We start from the raw sequence: 21,915 nt of genomic DNA on the forward strand, positions 1-21,915 counted from the left end.
TCGTTGACGTCGAAGGTTGAGCTGAATCCAGCACGGCCGGCCCGGCCGTAATTCCTGCACGGAGCTCGCCCGAAATTCAGCGTTTAGGCGACTCTGAGTGCCTCACGCACGTCAGCCTCGGAGGCGGAGTCGGTCAGTTCGACCTGACCGATCATCCGGGGCAAGACGAAGCGAATCTTCCCCTTCTGATTTTTCTTGTCACGGGTCATCGCTTCGATCAAAGCATCCCGATCGAGTTCAGGGGCCGAGACTGGGAGGCCATACCGTTCGACCAGGGCTTCGACACGAGCGGTCGTCGCCGAGTCGATCCATCCGAGGTTTTCCGCCAGCCGGGATTCAACCACCATGCCCACGGCGACAGCCTCGCCGTGGTGGTAGCGTCCGCCGTACCCCGCGACCGATTCGATGGCGTGAGCGACGGTGTGGCCAAAGTTGAGAACGGCGCGGAGACCGGTCTCCTCTCGCTCGTCCTTGGAAACCACGTCGGCCTTGAGCTGGCAACTGTGAGCGACGACGTGGCGCAAGGCCGCGGGTTCGCGGGCCAGGATCGCGTCAACCGATTGCTCCAGGAACGCGAAGAAGTCGGCGTCGAGAATCACGCCGTACTTGATGACCTCGGCCAGGCCGCAACGATACTCGCGGTCAGACAACGACTTCAGGGACTCGGTGTCAATCCAGACGCCGACCGGCTGGTGAAAGGCGCCAATAATATTTTTGGCCCGGGGGTGGTTGACCCCTACCTTGCCGCCGACCGAGCTATCCACCTGGGACAGCAAGGTGGTCGGGACCATGAATAGCGGGAGACCGCGCGCGTAGCTCGCCGCGACGTACCCGGCAAGATCACCGATCACTCCTCCGCCCAACGCCACCACCACGGTGTGGCGGTCGGCCCGGATTCGCACCAGCTCATCAAACAAGTCGGCGGCGCAGTCCAAGGACTTGGTGGACTCACCGGGAGGCAGGACCGACAGCGAAGTCGCAATCCCAAGGTTTTCCAGAGCCGCGCGGAAGGGGCCTTCCAACGGCGCAACGTTCCGGTCCGTCACCAGCAACGCCCGACGGCACGACCGGCCCGCCCAGGTGGCGTCCAGGGCCGAGCGAACGAAGCCCGCAAACGAGTCTTGCCGCCCACTGACCACTTGGACCACGTACGAGCGTGGACCAAGCTCCACGAGCACTCGCGACTCCGGTTCGATCGAAATTGATGATGATAGGGACACGTCGTGGTTTCCTTCACCGGCCCAAGGGATTGCTAGTCTATCATCCTGAATCGTCAGGAGGATCGCCAGAGTGGGGACGCCCGGTTGCGTTGCGGGTTGACTCGCCGGTTGCTACAGTATAATCCAGGTGATGTGGAAGGAACGTCCATCCCCCGTCCGCAACCCGGTCCGGGTGGCCAATGATGACCGACCCCTTGATTTGGGCGCCTATCAACCTGGGTCGTTGGTTTGGAACCCAGGTTCGCCTACACATATTCCTGGTCGTCTTTGTTGTCGTTGCCCTTCTCAACGCCCTCATCGCCCAGGAACCGCGTTTTCTTGCGACGGCGGCCTGGGTCACGCTGCTCTTGGTGGCGCTGGCCATTCATGAGATAGCGCACGCGGTGACGGCGTCATTGACCGGCGGGGGCGAGCCTCCCGAGGAAATCCAGCTCTGGCCGCTGGGCAACATGGCCTCTCAGCCGGGCATCACCCGATCGCCCGACCACATCCTGGTGATTCTGGCCGGTCCGTTGGCAAACGCCTCCATGGCGATCCTCACCGCCCTGATCCTCGCAATTTTTCATGCTCAGTTCGTCTGGAACCCGTTTGGCAACGCACAGGATTCGGGTGCGCCGCTGCTGCTCACCACGAATCGGCTGGCCTCCCCCTTCCAGCCGTTGTGGTGGCTCGGTTGGTTCGGCTACTTGAATTACGTCATGTTTGTCCTCAACCTGATCCCCGCCCTGCCCTTCGATGGCGGCCGTCTGTTTCGCCTGTTCCTGGCGAATTCTTCAGTCAACCATGCGAGAGACGGGTACTACGGCCTCTGGACGGCGCACACCTGCGCGGCTCTCTTGGTGGTCATCGGGGTCATTCGGCTCGTCTCAGCGCATCCGGACGGCCTTCTCCTGATCTCGCTGGCGATTCCTATCGAGCTCATCGTTCGCTCGGAAGTCAGGCTGATGGACGACGGCGGCTACTTCGAGGACGGCGTTTTCGGCTACGACTTCTCCGAGGGCTACACAAGCCTGGAGGCGAACGCAGCCAAGGTCCGCCCCTACCGTGAGAGTGCGATCAAACGATGGAGGCGACGCCGCTCCGACCTTCGTCGACAACGAAGACAGGCCCGCGAGGCCGCCGAGGAACGCCGGATGGATGAAATCCTCGAGAAACTCCATCGCGAAGGCCGGCACGCCCTGACCGAGGAAGAACACCGGTTCCTGGTGCGCGTCAGCGTCAAGTATCGGAACCGGCCCAAGGCTCATGATTGACCGCTTCCACACGGCCATGACATGCAGCCCCTTACTGCTCGACGCCGCCATGGGAACGCGGCTGATGGAACGGGGGCTCCAACTCGCCGACGACGACCCCGCCCTCTGGAACCTCTCCCAGCCCGAAGTCGTCGCCGAGATCCATCGCCGCGACGTCGAGGCCGGCGCAGAGGTCCTTCTAACCAACACCTTTGGCGCCAACCGCCAATGGCTCAGTCGATTCGGCCGGGCCGACGCGTTTGCGGCGATCAACCGGCAGGCCGTCGCGTTGGCCCGCCGTGAAGCCGGCGTCAACGGCTTCGTGGTTGGCTCGATCAGCCCGGTCGCGGCCGAAGAACCAGGTTCTTCCCGCGATCAGGCCGAGGTATTGGTCGATGCCGGGGTCGACGCCTTGATCTTCGAAACCCACCGCCTCGACCAGGCTGAGATCGCGCTGGGGCAACTAGCTCCCCACTCGCCTGTCCCGCTTCTGGTCAGCCTGTTCGCCTGGCCCGATTCCCCCGCCGAGGCCGTGCGGCGGCTCGCCGACCTCGGCGCCTCGGCCATCGGTCTGAACTGTGTGGTCGGCATGGAATCGGCCTTGCGAATCGCCGAGGCGCTGAGGCGGGTCACCACACTCCCGCTGATCGTCAAACCGAGTGCGGGATACCCCGGCGAGGTCATGGCGAGTCCCGCCTCGTTCGCCCTGGAGTCGGCCGGATTGCTGGCCTTGGCCCCCATCCTGGTCGGCGGATGCTGCGGGACTAACGAGTCGCATGTGGCCGCCTTGCGAGCAGCCTGGTATCATTAGAGAGAAGTCATGGGAGTCGAAGCGACGGCTGCCGTTGCGCGGATTTGCGAAGAGGCCGAGGTGCCGTGAAGAAGAACCAAATCCGCCGGGAAGACCTTGTCCCCGGCACCTGTCTCTGTGACCACTGCTCCGGCAAATGCTGCCGCTACTTCACCGTCCCACTCGACCCGCCCACCACCTGGGATGATTACGACGCGATTCGCTGGTACTTAGCCCACGGACAGACCTTGGTTTACGTCGAGGAAGGGGGCTGGTACATCGTCGTGATGAGTAAGTGCAAGTACCTCGCCCCGGATAATCGCTGCCGGATCTATCTCAACCGGCCGAAGGTCTGTCAGAACTACACGACCGACGAGTGCGAGTACGATACCGACTGGACCTTCGAGAAAGTCTTTGAGACCCCCGAGCAGTTGTGGGAATATGCCGAGGCCATCCTGCCTCCCCGCCGTCGAGCGAACAAGGCGAACGCAGGTGGTCCCTTACTTCCGATCGTGACGCTGAACTGAACCGGACGGCCGAGACCTCGATGGCCAATCGCTCCAACCACTACGAGGCGGCGTTCGAGGCCTACATCCGGTCAATCCGGATCCCCTGCGTGGCCGTGGATGAGGCCAAGCGCGCCTTTTTCGGCGACGGGGGGGTTAAAAACCCCGATTTTTTGCTGTATCCTCGTTGTGGTCCCAATCTCGTGGTCGAAGTGAAAGGGAAGCGCGGCAAGAACGCAAAAGGTCGGAGACCCTGGGAAAACTGGGTCACCACGGACGACCTCAGCGGGCTGACGTGTTGGCAGGAGATGTTCGGGCCGGGCTTTCGAGCGATCCTGACCTTTGCTTACGCGGAGCCGCTGCAACCTTTCCCCCTTCCTCGAGAGAATGGTGCCTTCGAATTCCGGGGACTCGACTATCGCTTCTGGGCCGTTGGGCTGGACGACTATATCGCCAACCTGCGGTCGCGGGGGCCGGCCTGGAAGGCGGTGGCCATGGCTCGCGCCGCGTTCCGACGCCGCGTGCGTCCCTTGCAAGAATGGCTCCCAATGACGACCGAGGCTCCCAGGCGACCCAAACCACTTACGGAGCGTGACCGATGATTCGCTTGTCCCGCATGTGCGCCGCGCTCTTCCTGGCGGCCACCTTTGGTCTCGCCGTGGCTCCGATGCCGGTCGCCGCCCAGGAACCGGCCGCCGAAGGGGGAGAAGGAGGAGAGTCGGGCCGCCCGGTCGATGGTTACATCGCCACGGCGATCCTCGCGTTCCTGGCCCTGTTCGTCGTCGGCAAGTCGGCCCGCCGTTGATTGTCTTGTCCCTGCACTTCCCGTCTGCTTTCGATGACTTCGATGACCCTTGGACTTTTTGAACGATGCCGGTCACCAATCCTTCCCTGTCGCTCGCCGAGGTCGCGGAGATCTATCGGACCCCGGTCCTCGACCTGATCTTCCGCGCCGCGGAGGTTCACCGCAAGCACCATGACCCCTCGCACGTGCAGGTCTGCGTGCTTCTCTCGGTGAAGACGGGGGGGTGCCCCGAAGATTGCGGCTACTGTCCGCAAGCCGCCCGGTATCACACGGCCGTCGAAGCGCAACCGCTGATGGCCGTGGGCGACGTCCTAACCGCCGCGCGCCGGGCCAAGGACGAAGGGGCGACCCGGTTCTGCATCGGGGCCGCCTGGCGCGAGGTGCGCGACAACGCCCAGTTCGACCAGGTCCTGGAGATGGTCCGCGGCATCAAGACGCTCGAGATGGAGGCTTGCTGCACTCTCGGGATGCTCAGCGAAGATCAGGCGAGGCGATTGAAAGAGGCGGGGCTCGACGCCTACAACCACAACCTCGACAGCTCGCAAGAATTCTACGACCGGATCATCTCGACCCGGACCTACGAAGATCGCTTGCAGACGCTCGGGCATGTCCGTGAAGCGGGGATCTCGGTCTGCTGTGGCGGAATCGTGGGGATGGGCGAGACCGAGGACGATCGGATCGGCCTGCTCCACACCCTGGCCACGCTTCCCGAGCCCCCCGAGTCGGTCCCCGTGAACGCCCTGGTCGCCGTCGAGGGAACGCCGCTGGCCGACCGGCCTCGGGTCGATATCTGGGAAATGGTCCGCACGATCGCGACCGCACGGATCCTGATGCCCGAGTCCATGGTCCGGCTCTCCGCCGGCCGGGTCGACATGAGCGAGACCGACCAGGCGCTCTGCTTCCTCGCCGGAGCCAACTCGATCTTCGCGGGCGATAAGCTCCTGACAACCCCCAACCCCAAGGTCGACCGCGACCGGATCCTCTTCGAACGCCTCGGACTGACCCCAAGGCCCCTCGAGGTCACCGCTGATCAGGTCCATGCCGGATAAAGAAACCTCCGCGCGGACATTTCACGGGCCGCCTCTTTGATTAGGGTGGGCATAGCCCACCATTGAGAAATCCAGCTGCAAGAGAGGGATAAGGGAGCGATCGGCTCCCCCCTCACTTCAGAACTTCAAATGCCAGGCGAACGGGGAGCGCCTGTTCCCTGTCTTCTCTGAAGCGGGACGGCGATGAAGGTGGGCCGTGCCCACCCTCCAATCAACGCAAACCCATTCTTTTGGTTCCCTTTTTTTTCTTGCTCGGCTCCTGAGCCTGGCCCCGCGGGGCGTTCTTCCGTGTCTCCAAGCCCATCTCCGAGCGCTGCCAAGGTCGTCGTCACCGGCATCGGCCTGTGGACCGGCCTGGGGGTCGATCGCGAGTCGACCTGGAGCGCACTCCGAGCAGGTCGGAGCGCTGCCTGCTCGCTTGCCGATGAGCTCTCAGGGGAAGGCCGACACGACGTCGGATGTCCACTCCTGGTGGATGATCGCACGATCAGGCCCCACGGACGAACGCTCTCGATCGTCGAAGAGACTGCGTCGGAAGCCCTCAACGATGCCGGGCTGATTTTGCAGGCCCCGGAACTCGGGAGATCGCTCGCCGTCGAGGCCAACCGGGTCGCCACCTTGATCGGCCTGAGCAAAGGCTGCATGGAGAATTTCGGCCGGCTCGCATGGGAGGGAGCGAGGCAGGATCCGGCCGAGTTCACCGATGGCCTCGCCCACTCCTGGATCTGGAAGCATTTGTGTTGGCCCAACGCAGGCGCCAGTTTCGTGGCCGCACGACATGACTTGGGCGGCCCTTGTCTGGCACCGGTGGCCGCCTGCGCCACCGGCCTGGTCGCCGTCCTCCAGGGGGCGGAATTGATCCGGAGCGGCGTCTGCGACGTCGCGGTCGCCGGGAGTGCCGACGCCTCGCTGCAACCGCTGCTCCTGGGCGCGTTTCGAAGAATGGGGGTCCTGGCCCGCTCCGATGGCGATCCCGTTCGAGCGGCCCGCCCCTGGGACCGAGCGCGGTCGGGGTTCGTCGTCGGCGAAGGGGGAGCGATCCTCGTCCTGGAACGGGACGACCATGCCCGCGCTCGAGGCGTCCTCCCTTATGTCGAGGTGGCCGGTGGAGCGCTGGGGGCCGACGCCTACCACGCGACGACGATGAACCCCGACCCGACCGGTCTGGCGGCCTTGATCGGGCGGGCGCTCGCTCAGTCGGGGGTCTTGGCCTCGGAGCTCGATCATATCAACGTCCACGGCACGGCCACCCGGATCAACGACCCGATCGAATGCAGCGCGATCCGGCTGGCCCTCGGCCACGACGCGGATCGCGTCGCTTGCTCGGCCAACAAGAGCCAGATCGGCCACCTGCTCGGAGCAGCGGGAGCCGTGGAGTTGGCGATCACCTGTCTGGCGATCCGCGACGGCTTCGTCCCCCCGACCTTGAACCTTGACGCCCCCGACCCGGCATGCGACCTTGACGGCACGCCTCATACCGGCCGCTCGATGCCCGTCCGGTCAGCGCTCAAGCTTTCGATCGGGTTCGGGGGCCACCTCGCGGCGGCCCTGCTCCGGCAGCCTGACACCCCCTTCCGAAGGCCAAGGGAGCACCCCCATGGCGGCTGATCCCCTCGGTTGGATCGACGCGGAATCGGCCGCGTGGAGCCAGCGTGGGCTCGCCCGACGACTCGCGCCTCACGGGACCGCCATTCCCGGCCGGCAGGAGCGCGATGGGCGGATGCTGGTGAACTTCGGCTCCAACGACTACCTCGGTTTGGCGGCCGATCCACGGGTCATCGCGGCTGCGGTCCGGACCGCCGAGCTACAAGGCTGGGGGGCGGGGGCCTCCCCGTTGGTCACCGGCTGGAGTAACGCCCACCAATCCCTGAGCGCCGACCTGGCGCAGTTCGAGCAGACCGAGGCGGTCACCCTCTTCCCCTCCGGCTTTGCCGCGAACCTGGGCACGATCACCGCCTTGGTCGGCCCGGGCGATGCGGTTTATGCCGACCGCCTCAACCACGCCTGCCTGATCGACGGCGCCCGGCTCGCCGGCGCCCGCCTTCGGGTCTACCCTCACAACGATGTAAGCCGCCTCGACACGATCCTGCAACGGGATCGAGGGCGGTTTCGTCGCTCCTTGATCGCCACCGACGGCGTCTTCAGCATGGACGGCGACCTGGCTCCCCTGGCCGACCTCGCCGACCTCGCCGACCGATTCGAGGCCATGCTCCTGGTCGACGAAGCACATGGGACCGGCGTGTTCGGTCCCGATGGCCGAGGTTCCGCCGCCGCTTGCGGCGTAGCCGAGCGCGTGTCCATCCGGGTGGGCACCCTTTCCAAGGCCCTGGGCTCGGTGGGCGGGTTCGTCGCAGGTTCGCAACGGCTAATCGACTGGCTCATCAATCGCGCCCGGCCGCTGATCTATTCGACGGCCCTCCCCCCCCCCGCTGCCGCCGCCGCAAGCCAGGCACTCGCCATCGCCCAGGCGGAACCTTGGCGCCGGGAACGGCTCCATGCCATGAGTGCCCGGCTTCGCCAGGTACTCACGACCTCCGGCTTCGATGTGGGCGCGTCAGCCGGCCCCATCGTGCCGGTCTTGATCGGACCGCCACAGCAGACCCTTCAACTGGCCGAACGACTTCGCAACCGGGGGTTCCTCGTCCCTGCGATCCGGCCGCCGACCGTCCCCGAAGGAACGGCCAGGCTCCGGATCGGCCTCTCCGCCGCACACCACGATGATGACGTCTCAGGATTGATCGATGCCTTAACAGGCTCTTGAACGTCGATCCTGAGAAAAAGTCGGGGATGGTGCCTCTGCCCGCCGATCGTTAGGCTTGTCGTGAGTTTTCTTCCAGGTCGACAGGATCGTGCGGAGTCACCAGCCCTTGGATTGGGAATCCCTGAGAGCGGCCGAGTTCCCCATCACCGAGCGATGGGCCTACTTCGACCACGCGGCGGTGGCCCCCATTCCCCGCCGGGCGGGCGACATTCTACGCACCTGGGCCGACGACCAGGAACAGAATGGGGTCATCCACTGGCTTGACTGGGAACGCAAGCTCGGGACGACCCGCCGCCAGATTGCCGAACTGCTCAACGCCGAGGTTGACGAGATCGCCTTCGTCAGCAGCACCACCCACGGCATCGGCCTGATCGCCGAAGGTTTCCCCTGGCGCGAAGGGGACAGCGTCGTCACTGCGGCCGAGGAATACCCTTCAAACGTTTACCCGTGGATGAACCTGGCGAGTCGAGGCGTGGAGTTGCGCACCGTCCCGAGCCGCGACGGCCGGGTCTGGGCACGCGACCTGGCCGCGGCCATCGACGAGACAACCCGGCTCTTGACCATCAGCCACGTCGAGTTTGCCTCGGGCTTCCGGAACGATATCGACGCTCTGGCCGAGCTCTGCAAGGCACGCGGCATCGCCTTCTTCGTCGACGCCATCCAGGGGCTCGGGCCGTTGGTCATCGACGTGAAACGGACGCCGATCGACTTCCTCGCGGCCGACGGCCACAAATGGCTGCTCGGGCCCGAGGGGGCGGGCCTCCTCTTCGTGCGCCGGGAGTGGATCGACCGACTGCGCCCATTGGGCGTCGGCTGGCACAGCGTGGTGAGCTCCTTCAACACCCCCGGGTTCAATTTCACATTGAAACCGAGCGCGGAACGGTGGGAAGGAGGATCGTGTAATATGCCGGGCCTCCAAGCCTTTGGCGCCAGCCTGAGCCTGATCATGGAGCTGGGCAAGGAGACGGTCTCACAACGAATCCTGGAACGGGCCGAAGCCGTCCGCGAGATCGCCCGATCGGCCGGCTGGCAGGTCTACGGCTCAACCCGTGGGGATGACCTTTCGGGGATCGTGGCCCTCGAGCGCGAAGGGGTCGACCCCGATGTCGTTGTCCGACGGCTTCGCGCGGCTGGGGTGGCGGTCGCTTCCCGCCGGGGACGACTCCGAATCAGTCCCCATGTTTATAATAATGAGGAAGACCTCGAACGGCTGCGAATGGGACTCATCTCGGATCTGGGCCATGCGTCGGAGTGAGCCGGCCTGCCGACTTCCGCTCCTCTTTTACCTTCAAAGCCAGGACGATCATGACTCCGCGAACTTCCGACCCCTCGCGAACGGCCGTATTCACCGGCACCTTTGACCCGCTCACGCTCGGGCACCTCGACGTGATCCGTCGCGGCCGTTTGCTCTTCGAGCACGTGGTCATCGGGATCGGCGTCAACCCGAACAAAGGGTCGCTCTTCAGCATTGACGAGCGCGTTGCGCTAGCGCGGGAGATCGTCGCGTCGTTCCCCAACGTTTCGGTCGAGTCGTTCGAGGAACTGGCCGTCCAGTTCGTCCGCCGAATCGGTGCCCGGGTGATCTTGCGCGGGGTTCGCACGCTGTCCGACATGGAGTACGAGTTCGGGATGTCCTTGACGAACAACAGGCTCGACCCGTTCGTCGAGACCGTCTTCCTCATGGCCGACGGCGAATACTCGCACGTCTCGAGCTCGCTCATCAAACAGATCGCCCGCTACGGTGGAGCAGCCTCGCTGGGCCGGTTCGTTCCCGAACAGATCATCGCCCCGATCATGGCCAAAATGCAGAGCAAGCCGGCAGAGCTTTGACCGTCGAATTGCGCGACCGGCCTCAGAGCCAGGTGTGAGGAATCAGCAGATCGCGATCCCACTTCTGAACCGCAAAGCCCTCATTCGTGAGCATTCCTTGGAGTAACTGGTAGGCCGCCGCCGCCTTCTCACCCGAGGAATAGCTCAGCCAGCCGGTGAAAGAGTCGTCATTGATCCGGATGCGGGACGTGTCCACCGTGGTCTTGCCACACATCGCCTCGAAGACCCCCGCCAGTTGATTGAGGATCCGCTCAAGCTCTGCGGTTTCCACCGGCACGCGCTCGCACGAAGGGTCGGGCCACTTGAAATTGAGTGAACAGCTCAGGGAATGCTCATCACGCATCGGGTCCTGGATCAGCCAGAGCGGTTCCGACTCGTAGCGCACCCAGAGCTTCTCGACGCCGACCCGCCGCTTGGGGTCGACCGACGGATTCGTCGCCCCCTCCGGCTCATTCTGAGCCGCAGTCGGTGCGGTCCGAGGCGAGCGGGATCGCATTTCCGACTCGGTCACCCGCCGGCTCGCCAATTCCAGCCGCGCGGTGCTCAGGACCTCGTACGCCTGGGACACGATCCGAAACGCCCAGTCCGTCCCACCGGTGTCCGGGTGATGCTTCTTGGCCTGGCGGCGGTAGGCGTCGCGGATCTCCTGGAGTGTGGCCTCGGGGGTGACGTCCAGGACGACGTGCGGTTCAATCTGAACACTGAAAGCGATCACACCTGTCCCCCGGGAAGGCCAGCCTTCGACATTGCAAGAGTGCGCCGTGGGCGTCGCGAATGAGCGAGCCGCCCCGACTCTCAGAGTTTAGGTTATGCAGCCGGGGAAAGGGGGACGGAAACGGTCGGTCGACAAAGCCCGGTCGCTCATTCGGGTTCCACGTGCCGGCCGTTGGACAGCCGAGTCCGAAGGTAGGATGCGCGGGCGACGTTCCGCTCTTCCACTCCCAGTTCGGTCCCTTGGATTTTCTGGAGGTAGGCGGGCTGCGTCTGGATAAAGAGCTCGTTGACGGTGGCGATCTCAAGGTCGTCGATCAGGCCGAGGTTGATCCCCATCCGCACGCTCGAGAGCAGGAGCATCGTCTCCTCGCTCGAGATCGTATGCGCCGTCTTGAGGACGCCGTAGGCGCGGCTGACCTGGTCGTGGAGGTGCTGGCGGCGCTCATTCATGAGGACTTGGCGCGCGGTTCGCTCATACTGAATGACTTGGGGGACGACGTCGGTGAGAATCCGGATCAGCTCCAACTCGCTCTTGCCGAGGGTTTGCTGGTTCGAGATCTGGTAGAAGTCGCCGAACGCTTGCGTCCCTTCGCCGTAGAGGCCGCGAACCGCCAGGTTGATTTTCTGGAGCGCCCGAAAGACCTTGTCGATCTGCTTGGTCTGGACCAAAGCGGGGAGGTGGAGCATCACGCCGACCCGGATTCCGGTACCGACGTTCGTCGGGCAGGCGGTGAGATAGCCGAGCTGGGCGCTGTAGGCGTAGGCGAGGTACTCTTCGAGCTGGTCATCGAGCCGGTTGATCCGGTCCCAGACCTCGTGGAGCGAGAGGCCCGAGAGCATGACCTGGATCCGCAGGTGGTCTTCCTCGTTGACCATGATCGAGATATTTTCTTGCGGCCCGATCGCAACGCCCCGGGCCCCCTCGCCGTTGGCGAGTTCGCGCGAGACGAGCTGGCGCTCGACGAGGAATTGGCGGTCGAGCGACGTCATGTTGTTGACGTCGAAGTAAGACAGGTCGAGGCCGGCCGTGGTCAGGCAGGACTTGAAGTTCCCCTCGATTTCGGTCTTCTCGCCCCGGCTTGCGCGGTTGCTGAAGGGGAAGTCGGCTAAGTTGCGCGCCAGTCGAATGCGCGAGCACATGACGATATCGCTTTCGGGGCCCGTGCCACGAAGCCACTCGCCGGAGTTTCTCGTCAAGTCATCCAGATTCATGCGTCGGCGTCCTTGGGGCGGAGCTGGTCGCGCAGCCGCGCGGCCAGCTCATAATCTTCGCGGGCGATCGCGTCTCGCAATTGGGTCCGGAGCCGGAGCCGCTCGCTCTCAGCCGGACGCCTCCGCGCCACCTTGCCCACATGCCGCGTCGCACCGTGCGTACGGCTGATCAAGGGGAGCAGGCCCCGCGCGAACACGCGATAGTCGTGGGGACATCCAAGCCGGCCTTTGGCTCGGAATTCCATGAATTTAAGGCCACAGTCGGGACAGGTCAGACTGGCAAGCTCGCCCACCAGCTCGCCTACATTTGTCACAATCAGGCTCTGAATGACCGCATCGAGCGCCAGGCTCGGAGCCGACTCGGGTAAGGCCACGCCCGCTTCTCGGGCGCAGGCCACGCACAGGTGAAGTTCGCGGCGCTGGCCATCGACCGTCTCGGTCAGATGGACCGTCGCTTCGTCCTGACAGTGCTGACACGTCATGAGTCGACCATCCATCCGACGAGGCGTTCTTCAACGCCCCTGTTCGTGTTCGATCGACTTGATCTTGTCACGCACATGCGCGGCCGTTTCATAATCTTCGGCCGCAACGGCACGCTTCAAGTCGTTCCGCAATTGAATCAACGTCGTCTGCTGCTGACTATTCCGCGGCGCCCGCTTCGGAACCTTTCCCGAATGCCGCGTCTCATCGTGAATATTCTCTAAAAGGGGCATCAACTCGTCGCGAAAGACTTCGTAATCGTAGGGACAACCGAGCCGGCCCGAGTTCCGGAACTCCAAGAAGGTGATCTGGCAGATTGGGCAGGCCTGTCGGTCGGCGGGCGACGTTTCCCGCCCCGTTCCCGTTCCACTGACGATCAACTTCTTGGCCAGCTCACTCATCGGAGCCGGCTCCTGCGCTTCCTCGACCGGGGTCAGGTGCTGCCGCGCATGCTCGTCGCAATAGTGATATTCGCGAGGTTTTCCCCGTTCGATGTCGGTGATGTGAAACGTGGCCGGCTTGGCACATTTCTGGCATTTCATCTGGCAATCTCCACCGACCCCGACCGGTTGCCGACGACCTTGCCCCCGGGCCGCGGTCGATCGCCGCGGACCGGTTGCACTCGACTTCCGCAGACGCGGGGCTCCACTGAATCCTATTGTAATTCGGCCATGCGGGCTGTCAAGCAACCCACCCGCCCAGGCAAGCCCTTCGCCCGTGTTAAACGGTTACGCGTTAAATCTTGACATCAAAAGGCTTTTGGACAAGCTGTACGGCCGACACGAACCGCCGCCCCTCGATTCGGGGCGACTTGCCTATCCGCCCCTCGGCTGCTAAGATCAATCGCCTCGGCCAGCCCGGATCGGTGCGGCCGAGATCGCGCGAACGAGCATCACGTGAGGACTCGGGGCACGACAGACCGGTCCGGGCGAGTAGCGAAGGTTATGGGCCCCCATCGTCCTTCTTTCGAAGAATTTTGTCGCTTGGCCGAACAGGCGCCATGCGTTCCGGTCTACCGTCAACTGATGGGGGACGGGCTGACTCCCGTGTCGGCCTTCCATCGGATCGAACGCTCGGCCCCTTCATTCCTATTCGAGAGCGTGATCGGCGGCGAGAAGGTCGGCCGGTTCAGTTTCCTCGGGACTGAACCATACCTGACTTTCGAGGCACGCGGGACCGAGGTCACGATCACCGAGACCGACAACCCCGAAAACGCCCTCCGGCTCACATCGGAAAATCCGTTCGACAACCTCCAAGGCCTGATCGAGCGTTATCGGGCGGTGCAGCTCCCAGGGCTTCCTCGATTCGCGGGGGGGGCGGTCGGCTACGCCGCCTATGACGCGGTTCGCTACACCGAGCGACTCCCCAATGGCCCCCCCGACGACCGCGGCCTGCCCGACCTCTTGTTCGCTTTCTACAACCGGATGGTCCTCTTCGACCACATCCGTAAGACGATCCTGGTCGTCGCCCATGCCGATGTCGCGGCCGGAGCCAACGTCGACCTCCGCGCCGCCTACGACCAGGCCTGCGCCCGGGTCGACGAACTGGCCGCCCGCCTCGCCCAGCCGGGGCCCGAGTTGACGGTCCGCGATATTGAAACCGACGGCCCGATGAGGCTCACACCCCAGTCGAACTTCACTCGCGAGGGGTACGAGCAGGTCGTCCGCCACTGCCAGGAATACATCAAGGCGGGCGATATTTTCCAGGTTGTGCCCAGCCAGCGGTTTCAGCTCGAGACGTCGGCCGCCCCCTTCGATATCTATCGCGTGCTCCGGGTCGTCAATCCGAGCCCCTTCTTGTTCTACCTCCCGTTCGGCGACTTTTGCCTGATCGGCAGCTCACCGGAAATTCTCGTCCGGGTCGAAGATTCGACCGTCACGATCCGCCCGCTCGCCGGAACCCGCCGGCGCGGCAAGGATGAGGCCGAGGATCAGGCGCTGGCCGATGAGCTCTTGAACGATCCCAAGGAGCGCGCCGAGCATATCATGCTCGTGGACCTCGGTCGAAACGACGTGGGCCGGGTGGCCGACTTCTCGACGGTCCAGTTGACCGACGTCATGAAGGTCGAGCGCTACTCGCACGTCATGCACATCACGTCGAATGTGACCGGCCGGCTCAGTCCGGGCAAGACGGCCTTCGATGCACTCCGCGCGGGTTTGCCGGCCGGAACCGTCTCGGGCGCGCCCAAGGTTCGCGCCATGCAGATCATCGACGAGGTCGAGCCGCAAAAGCGTGGGCCGTACGCCGGCGCGGTCGGCTATATCGACTTCACCGGCAATATGGACACCTGCATCGCGCTCCGGACCCTGGTGATCAAGGGGACGACCGCCTACGTCCAGGCCGGGGGAGGCGTGGTCTACGACAGCGTCCCTTCCGACGAATACGAAGAGACGATCAACAAGGCGCGCGGACTGCTCAAGGCGATCGAGATCGCCGAGACCCAACTCTAATTCGCCGATCCCAGGTCGGCGTGCTCCCTGTCTTCTGCCCTCCCAAGGCGAGCGGGGAGCAAGCGCTCCCCGCTCGCCTCAGAATTCCCCAAAAAAAGTTGTATCCCAAGGCCCTCGTTCCCGCATTATGGGAAGACCTGTCGAGGGCAGAGGGGTTCCACTCAAATGGCCAGCGCGCACCAAGGCGCAGTCCTGCACCAACTCGGTCGGCTCTTCGGCCGAGGGACGGTTGCGGGCCTGTCGGAATGGCAACTGCTTAGCCGGTACCTGAACGATCGGGACGAAGTCGCCTTCGAGGCGATCGTGGCGCGTCACGGGCCGATGGTCCTCGGGGTCTGTCGTCGTCTGCTCGTCGATCCGAACGACGTTGATGATGCCTTCCAGGCCACGTTCCTCGTCCTCGTGCGACGGGCAAACTCGCTGGGTGAGCGCGACGCGATCGGCCACTGGCTCTACGGCGTCGCCCATCGCGTGGCGTTGCGAGCACGGTCCGAGGCGATGCGACGGCGGTGGCGTGAGCCCAGCGTGGCGACGACCCCCGTGGCTCCCGAAACGGACGCCACCATTTTTGAGCTTGGGCCGCTCCTCGACGAGGAGTTGGGCCGCCTGCCCACGAAATACCGCGCACCGATCGTGCTCTGCCACCTCGAAGGATTCACCCACGAAGAGGCGGCCAACCAACTCCAATGGCCCTTGGGCACGGTCAAAGGCCGGCTCGCCCGGGCTCGCGAACTCTTGAAGGCAAGGCTCATCCGCCGTGGCCTCAGCCTCACCCTTGCCCTCTCGGCCACGACACTGGCTCGCAAGTCGTTGGCCGCCGTCCCCGAAACCCTAAGTTCGACTACGGTGGCAACAGCCATGAAAGTGGCGGCTGGCCCGATCACAGCCGGGATGGTCTCGGCTTCGGTGGCCGCTCTGCTGGAAGGGGTGCTTACAACGATGTTCTGGACCAAACTGAGAACAGCAACAGCGGCCCTGTTGATTCTAGGGTTTCTGGCTGGAAGCGTAGGCGTCGTCGCCCAGCAGTCGAACGAAAAGCGTCCGACCGAACCCGTGATCGTAGAGACGCTGAAAAACCGAGATCAAGATGACCAGGCAGCCTCGGCACCCGCCAGTCACGAAGCCAAGTCGGTTGAGAGGAAAATCCTTGACCCGGAGCGTCCCTCCCAAGCCAAGTCGCAAAGCCAACTGGCCAACCAGATTTTTCAAGAAGAACTCAGAGGTAAGGCTGACCCGACTGGGACCAAACTCACCAGCCTCATCCACTGGTCAAAAGCGATCTTGAACGACTCGAACCAGACGGCCGCCCATCGGGCCGAAGCCCTCTCGGACCATCTTGGCCGCATGCGTACGCTGAGGGAAATTGTGATCCGTCTCGAGCCAAGCGAAGCGAAGAATAGCCTGCTCCTCCAGGCGGAATACTACCAGCAAGAGGCCAACCAGATGTTGGCCCGGGCGAAGATCGACTCGGAAGGACCGCTAACCGGCCGCCGCCCCGGACCAAAACGGTCCGATGAAGATCCCAGGTCGAAGGCCCTCCTTGAAAAGCTCGAGGAACCAATCGACATGGTTTTCAGCAATGAAACACCTCTCGAAGATGTTCTCAAGTACATTAATTCCGCATTGGCGGGTCCCAAGGGAAAGGGAATCCCGATCTACGTCGACCCCGTCGGCCTGCAGACAGCCGAAAAGACGATGACCTCGGCGATAACCATCGACTTGCAGGGAGTACCGCTCAAGACCACCCTCACCCTCCTGCTTCGTCAACTCGGGCTCGCTTACAAGGTCAAGGAGGGGGTGCTCTTCATCTCCAACGAGGACGACGAAGACAACCCCCTCACCAACTTGGAGAACAAGGCGGAGCGGGGTGAGCTCACGCCCGACGAAGCGAGCGAACTGGTGGATATGCTCAAGACTCTCAATGAAGTCAAGAAGCTCAAGGCGGAAGGATGGCGACTCGATCAGGAACGATTGAAACCGGCACCAGACAAGGGTGGCGGCTTCCAATGACCTGACCTCATGGCCGGGACGCAGAATCCGCTTCGGACTTCAAGCATCCCGGCCGTATCGAAGTATCATTCTGAATGCGTGCGTAACTCCGTCGGATCAATCCAGCGCCGCGATCTCCACGGCCTCTCCCTGACGCTTCACTTCCTCGGGGCCGATCGCCCCGGCGTCCCAGACGAGGGCATTCGCCACGGCGGACCCCACCGCGTGGCGGATCGTCGCCTCGGAATCGAGTCCCAACAACCAGGCGTCGGCCAAGCCTGCCAGCAGGCAGTCCCCCGAGCCGATCGGGTTGACCGCGTCGATCGAAGGCGGGGTCGCACGGAAGATGGTGTTGCGGTGCCGGATCAAGACAGGGCCCGACCCATCGGTGACAAGTCCATAGCGGACCCCGTGGCGCGACCAGCTCTCGAGCATGCCCAGCACATCGGCATCGGTGACGGCTGGCTTGCGAAGGTGGAGCGCCGCCTCACGACGATTGAGTTGGATGACCTCGGGCCAGAACCCCCAGATCGCGTCGAGGGCCGGGCCGTAGGTGTCGAGGAAGACCGGTAGCCGCCGCGATCGGGCCAGGGCAATCAGGTCACTGTAGAGGCCATGGGTGACTGGCGACGGGCTCGATCCCGAGAGGGTCAGAGCCGTCACCGTCCCTTCGCCTAACGCCGTTTCGACGCGATGAAACAGGGCCTCGGCTTCGGCCGAGGTGACCGCCGGATCAGGGTCGAAGAAGGCCGTCTGAAGCGGTGAGTTTTCGGTCCGCACCGTCAGGATGACGCGGGTGAGCGCCTCGGTCGGGGTAATCAACGGGTCGAGGCCGTCGTCGCGCTGGAGCAAGGCCGCGCAGTGGTCGCCCACCGCCCCCCCCAGGAACGTGACCGGGCGGGCCGTTCGGCCCAGGCGCGTCAGGGCGCGGGCCACGTTGTTCCCCTTGCCGCCGACCACCTCGCGCACGGCTTGTCCGCGCACCGAGTCGCCAGGCTGCCAGGCGGGGACGGTCAAGGTCTTATCGAGGCAAGGGTTCAGAGTGACACAGAGAATCATGGAGCGACCGGTTCGATGGGTAGCGGCTGGAAATGAATTCACGATGCTATTCTCTTCGGATCGCCGCGAAGAGCAACCTCTTCGTCTTCGGAAAAAGAGCCGCGATGCTCGCGACGAGGCTAAACGGAACAGATCGGGCGGCGGGCGATCGCCAGTAACGACGTTCCGAGCGGCCAGCGCACGACTCGGCCGATAGCCTGCTCGCCCAGGCTCAAGAGGGTTAGTGCCCGGTTGAGCGGAGCCGGAGGCACAGGGACCGCATAGTCAGCCGTCCCCTCAGCCGACTTCGCCGGGGCCAGCCAGCGCCGGGCAAGCAGCGGACCGACGGTCCAGAAGAAGAAGAAGCGGACGATCTCGACCTCGAAGCCCGACGCAGCAAGCACCATGCGCAGGCCGCTCGGGTCGTAGCGACGAAAATGCTCATTGGCCACATCGTGCTGGCTCCAGAGCCAACTGAGGGCGGGAACGGTCAGCAGCAGGTGCCCCCCCGGCCGCAAAGCCGAATGGGCCGCCTGGAGGGCTTCACCGTCATCGCCGATGTGCTCGAGCACGTCGAGCATCAACAGCAGGTCGTAATCGGCGGTCCCTTGGAATCGGCTGTCGAGTGCGCCAACCCGGATCCGAGACCGCCAGCGCGGGTCGTTGACCAGGCTGGCATCCGGCTCCAGACCATCGACCGTGCCGAACCGTTCGAGTCGCTCGAAGAAGAGGCCGTCGCCGCAACCGACGTCGAGGATTCGCTCCCGAGGTGATTGCCGGTGAAGTCGGCCAATCCAGTCGAGGAGGAAGGCTTCACGCGACCGCCACCACCAATGGTGATCCCAAAGCGTTCGATAGCATCGGGCGTAATCTGCTTGCACGTGTCAGAGCCTGCCTCAGCGATCGTTCGGTCCATCCCTATTTTTCTGGCGATGCTAGCTAACCACCCCAATCCGGTCAAACCCAAGCGCCGAGGACCGGTCCAAGGTTATCATCATCTCGACGCTCGCCTGGAAAGACGATTCACGCGGTTTCCTAGTGGAAATGGTGCTCGAACGGTAACTGGTTGTCGCTCTTCTTCCTGTCGGATATCGTGGACCTGCCTTGTATTTACAACGAGTCGGACTGTCGCCTCCAGGAGTTGCCCCCGCATGATGGGCCTCGTCGTTCGATTGCTGCCCTACCTACTTTCGTTCCTCAGCAGCCTCTGCATCATGATCCTGGAGCTGGTGGCCAGCCGGCTCGTGGCGACACATGTCGGGGCCTCGCTCAGCGTCTGGACGAGCGTGATCGGCATCATGCTCGGGGGAATCTGCCTGGGCAACGTCCTGGGGGGCCGCCTGGCAGACCGGGTCGAACCTTCCAAAGCGGTCGGCCCGTTGTACGCCCTCGGCACCTTCCTGACGTTGAGCTGCCTCTGGATGAATGCGGTGGTCGGACTGACCCCCGGGCTCGAGTCAATGCCCTGGAACCTCCGGACCGTCGTGGTCGTCACGCTCGACTTCCTGATCCCAGCCACCGTCCTGGGCATGATCGGGCCGGTGGTCGCCAAGATGGCCGTCGAACAGGCGAAGAAAGCCGGCAGCGCGATTGGCGACGTCTACTTCTTCGGCGCAGTCGGTTCCATCGTCGGAACGTTTCTCGCCGGTTTCATCCTGATGTACCTGGCGCCGATCTCGACGATCGTCACGATCGTGGCGGCGGCCCTCGCCTTACTGGCGGCGGCCTTGATCGGGACGCCCGTTGGCACGGTGGTCGGCCTGCTGACCGCTGCTCTGCTCGGGCTCGGGTCGATCGCTCCCGTCGTCCGAATGATTCCCGTTTCGGGAATCACCCTCGGATCGATCCCGATCAACCCGCTGGCCCTGGGGGGACACATCCTCTCGGTCGCGCTGGCGATGATTGGGGTGCGCCGACTCCTGGAAGCAAGACGAGCGAGCGCGGTCGAAGCCGTGACGGACGTGGCCGGCACGGAGGGAAGCACGAGCAAAACGAGCCTCGCCGACCTGGCGATCCTCTCGTTCGTGGCCAGCCTGGCGTTCATGTCGCTCGAGATGGTGGCGGGCCGGTTGGTCACGCGCCACCTCGGGTCGAGCATTTACGGCTGGACCAGTATCATCGGCGTGCTCTTGGGCGGCCTGAGCCTGGGTAACCTGCTCGGCGGCAAGATCGCCGATTCTATCCAGCGCGAGAAGCAGGCGAGTTGGCTCTTCCTGGTGGCTTCGGTCCTGACGCTGAGCATCCTGTTTTTGGAAACGCCGCCGCAATGGTTCGCCAAGAAATGGATGGACGGGGATAGCAAGGCGATTCTGAGCCTGCCGATCTCACACAGCAAATTGCCCCTGCCCGGCGGCTCCGAGGTCCATCTGCAATGGCCCGCACGCGTCTTGCTCGCGGTCTTTGCCGTCTTCTTCCTCCCTTCGGTGGCGATGGGGACGGTCAGCCCGGTCGTCGCCAAACTCGCCGTCGAGCGACTTCGCGGCAGCAAGCGGACCGGGACGGCAATTGGCCAGGTCTACGCCTGGGGCATGGTTGGGAGCATCCTCGGCACGTTCCTGACCGGGTTCGTCCTGATCGACACCATGGGAAGCAAGGGAGTCCTCCTGATCCTCGCCGCCGCGCTCGCATTCGCGGCGACGTCGCTCGGGTCGGTCTGGCACGCCGCATGGGCCGGAATTCCCCTCGGACTCTGCGTGATCGCGTTCCTCCCTGCCCCTTGGTTCCAGAAACAGGGACTCCAGTGGGGCATCCGCGAAGAGGTCGGGAATCCAGCCACGACCGAAGACGCACTCGCCTACGCCGACGAGAGCGATTACTACTACATCAAGGTGACCAACGAACCCGACGCCGAAGGGCAAAAGCGCACGCTCGTCCTCGATAACCTGATTCACGGTTACTTCATCCTCGGCCACCCCGAACGGCTCGACTACGACTACGAGCATATCTATGCCTTGGTCGCACACCGCTTGGCCCAGGCCAAGAAGCTTGAGAACGAGGCCTCGAAGTCGAAATCCACCCCGCTCAACAACCTCTTCCTCGGGGGCGGCGCTTACACCTTCCAGCGCTACATGCAGCACACCTATCCCGGGGCCGAAGTCGACGTCGCCGAAATCGACCCCGCCGTCACCCATGCCAACCACGAGGCGTTGGGACTCCCGAAAGACACAACGATCAAGACCACCTGGGGCGACGCCCGCCAATTCGTCGAGCGGAATCAGAACAACAAGCAGTATGACCTCGTCTTCGGCGACGCCTTCAACGACTTCTCCGTCCCCTGGCACCTGACGACCAAGCAGTTCAACGATAAGATCGCCAAGATGATGTCCCCGAACGGCATCTACATGATTAACATCATCGACGCTTACGAGTCAGACGCAACCGCCAAGGAAAAGGCTCGGAACAAGATCGCTCGGGACGAGATCACCGGGACGGAAGCCAAAGCCGAGGTCGAACGCGAGGAGCAGAAACGCGCGCTCGGCTATGGCGGCTTCCTCGGGGCCTGGGTGAAAACCGCCAAGCTCACCTTTCCCCATGTTTATATTTTCGGAACCGATAACACGCCCGGTTCGGGACTGCGGGAGACGTTCGTGGTGGTCGCCTCGAAGCAGCCGCTCGAGGAGATCATCAAGGGTCTTGGCAGCAAGGACGACGATCCCAAGTTCTTCCAGAACGACGAGCTCTTCGAACCGAAACCGTTCGGGACGGACGACCTGAAGCAGGTCGAGACCCGCTCGCGAGGCATCATCCTGACCGACGACTACGCCCCGGTTGAAAACCTGCTTGCCCCGGTTGCCGCCACGCGTGGCGATGACTGAGAGAGGATGCAAAACGGGGAACAT

The 21,915-nt window shown here is 63.8% G+C and carries 20 protein-coding genes; 13 read left to right on the forward strand and 7 right to left on the reverse strand.

Translation table 11 applies throughout. From position 1 onward, the window contains the following. Window positions 1-83: 83 nt before the first annotated feature. Window positions 84-1,178: a 3-dehydroquinate synthase gene (aroB, locus tag SINAC_RS31355; protein ID WP_015249566.1), complete on the reverse strand. Its 1,095-nt coding sequence runs from the start codon at window positions 1,176-1,178 to the stop codon at window positions 84-86. Between the two features lie 236 nt (window positions 1,179-1,414). Here aroB and SINAC_RS31360 point away from each other — a divergent pair, with 236 nt between their 5' ends. The 10 genes from SINAC_RS31360 to coaD all read left to right on the forward strand — a co-directional run bounded on the left by SINAC_RS31360 (window position 1,415) and on the right by coaD (window position 10,193). Beyond that, the gene (locus SINAC_RS31360; protein ID WP_026012026.1) at window positions 1,415-2,473 is read left to right on the forward strand and encodes a metalloprotease; all 1,059 of its coding nucleotides are present in this window, start codon (window positions 1,415-1,417) and stop codon (window positions 2,471-2,473) included. Beyond that, the gene (locus SINAC_RS31365) at window positions 2,466-3,263 is read left to right on the forward strand and encodes a homocysteine S-methyltransferase family protein (RefSeq protein WP_015249568.1); all 798 of its coding nucleotides are present in this window, start codon (window positions 2,466-2,468) and stop codon (window positions 3,261-3,263) included. Before SINAC_RS31360 ends, SINAC_RS31365 begins: the two co-directional genes overlap by 8 nt. Before the next feature lie 65 nt (window positions 3,264-3,328). After that, entirely contained in the window at window positions 3,329-3,769 is a 441-nt protein-coding gene (locus tag SINAC_RS31370) for a YkgJ family cysteine cluster protein (RefSeq protein WP_015249569.1), read from the forward strand. Between the two features lie 20 nt (window positions 3,770-3,789). Then, window positions 3,790-4,350, forward strand: a complete 561-nt coding sequence (locus tag SINAC_RS31375) for an HYExAFE family protein (RefSeq protein ID WP_015249570.1) — start codon at window positions 3,790-3,792, stop codon at window positions 4,348-4,350. Further along, a complete protein-coding gene (locus SINAC_RS31380; RefSeq protein ID WP_015249571.1) occupies window positions 4,347-4,553 on the forward strand; it encodes a hypothetical protein in 207 nt (68 codons plus the stop codon). The genes SINAC_RS31375 and SINAC_RS31380 overlap by 4 nt, the downstream gene beginning before the upstream one ends. 65 nt (window positions 4,554-4,618) lie before the next feature. After that, window positions 4,619-5,602 (forward strand): biotin synthase BioB, encoded by a 984-nt coding sequence (bioB, locus tag SINAC_RS31385; RefSeq protein WP_015249572.1) that lies wholly within the window; start codon window positions 4,619-4,621, stop codon window positions 5,600-5,602. Window positions 5,603-5,890: 288 nt separating this feature from the next. Further along, complete coding sequence (locus SINAC_RS31390; protein WP_020466376.1) at window positions 5,891-7,210, forward strand: beta-ketoacyl-[acyl-carrier-protein] synthase family protein; 1,320 nt, start codon at window positions 5,891-5,893, stop codon at window positions 7,208-7,210. Beyond that, window positions 7,200-8,363, forward strand: a complete 1,164-nt coding sequence (gene bioF, locus SINAC_RS31395; RefSeq protein WP_015249574.1) for an 8-amino-7-oxononanoate synthase — start codon at window positions 7,200-7,202, stop codon at window positions 8,361-8,363. The genes SINAC_RS31390 and bioF overlap by 11 nt, the downstream gene beginning before the upstream one ends. 106 nt (window positions 8,364-8,469) lie before the next feature. Then, a complete protein-coding gene (locus SINAC_RS31400) occupies window positions 8,470-9,618 on the forward strand; it encodes an aminotransferase class V-fold PLP-dependent enzyme (protein ID WP_015249575.1) in 1,149 nt (382 codons plus the stop codon). Window positions 9,619-9,668: 50 nt separating this feature from the next. Beyond that, on the forward strand, window positions 9,669-10,193 hold the full coding sequence (gene coaD, locus SINAC_RS31405; RefSeq protein ID WP_015249576.1) for a pantetheine-phosphate adenylyltransferase: 525 nt from the start codon (window positions 9,669-9,671) through the stop codon (window positions 10,191-10,193). Window positions 10,194-10,215: 22 nt separating this feature from the next. Here coaD and SINAC_RS40720 read toward each other — a convergent pair whose 3' ends face one another. From SINAC_RS40720 to SINAC_RS31425, 4 genes are all read right to left on the reverse strand, one after another. Continuing rightward, window positions 10,216-10,908 (reverse strand): J domain-containing protein, encoded by a 693-nt coding sequence (locus SINAC_RS40720; RefSeq protein WP_015249577.1) that lies wholly within the window; start codon window positions 10,906-10,908, stop codon window positions 10,216-10,218. Between the two features lie 146 nt (window positions 10,909-11,054). Beyond that, window positions 11,055-12,119 carry a protein arginine kinase gene (locus tag SINAC_RS31415; RefSeq protein WP_015249578.1) on the reverse strand — a complete coding sequence of 355 codons (1,065 nt, stop codon included), beginning with the start codon at window positions 12,117-12,119 and terminating at the stop codon, window positions 11,055-11,057. Beyond that, the gene (locus SINAC_RS31420) at window positions 12,116-12,601 is read right to left on the reverse strand and encodes a UvrB/UvrC motif-containing protein (RefSeq protein WP_015249579.1); all 486 of its coding nucleotides are present in this window, start codon (window positions 12,599-12,601) and stop codon (window positions 12,116-12,118) included. Before SINAC_RS31420 ends, SINAC_RS31415 begins: the two co-directional genes overlap by 4 nt. A gap of 30 nt (window positions 12,602-12,631) precedes the next feature. After that, entirely contained in the window at window positions 12,632-13,141 is a 510-nt protein-coding gene (locus SINAC_RS31425) for a UvrB/UvrC motif-containing protein (RefSeq protein ID WP_015249580.1), read from the reverse strand. A gap of 402 nt (window positions 13,142-13,543) precedes the next feature. On the opposite strand from SINAC_RS31425, the gene trpE reads away from it, so the two are divergent. Both trpE and SINAC_RS31435 read left to right on the forward strand, forming a co-directional pair. Next, the gene (gene trpE / locus SINAC_RS31430; protein WP_015249581.1) at window positions 13,544-15,049 is read left to right on the forward strand and encodes an anthranilate synthase component I; all 1,506 of its coding nucleotides are present in this window, start codon (window positions 13,544-13,546) and stop codon (window positions 15,047-15,049) included. Window positions 15,050-15,214: 165 nt separating this feature from the next. Continuing rightward, on the forward strand, window positions 15,215-17,059 hold the full coding sequence (locus tag SINAC_RS31435) for an RNA polymerase sigma factor (RefSeq protein ID WP_015249582.1): 1,845 nt from the start codon (window positions 15,215-15,217) through the stop codon (window positions 17,057-17,059). Window positions 17,060-17,155: 96 nt separating this feature from the next. On the opposite strand, the gene SINAC_RS31440 is transcribed toward SINAC_RS31435, so the two are convergent. Both SINAC_RS31440 and SINAC_RS31445 read right to left on the reverse strand, forming a co-directional pair. Further along, window positions 17,156-18,139 (reverse strand): 1-phosphofructokinase family hexose kinase, encoded by a 984-nt coding sequence (locus SINAC_RS31440; RefSeq protein WP_237722632.1) that lies wholly within the window; start codon window positions 18,137-18,139, stop codon window positions 17,156-17,158. Between the two features lie 77 nt (window positions 18,140-18,216). Then, window positions 18,217-18,957, reverse strand: a complete 741-nt coding sequence (locus tag SINAC_RS31445) for a class I SAM-dependent methyltransferase (RefSeq protein ID WP_015249584.1) — start codon at window positions 18,955-18,957, stop codon at window positions 18,217-18,219. A gap of 270 nt (window positions 18,958-19,227) precedes the next feature. Between SINAC_RS31445 and SINAC_RS31450 the strand changes: the two genes are divergently transcribed. Next, complete coding sequence (locus SINAC_RS31450; protein ID WP_015249585.1) at window positions 19,228-21,891, forward strand: fused MFS/spermidine synthase; 2,664 nt, start codon at window positions 19,228-19,230, stop codon at window positions 21,889-21,891. Window positions 21,892-21,915: the final 24 nt, after the last annotated feature.

It is taken from the genome of Singulisphaera acidiphila DSM 18658 (assembly GCF_000242455.2).
In the GTDB taxonomy this organism is placed as follows: Bacteria; Planctomycetota; Planctomycetia; order Isosphaerales; family Isosphaeraceae; genus Singulisphaera; species Singulisphaera acidiphila.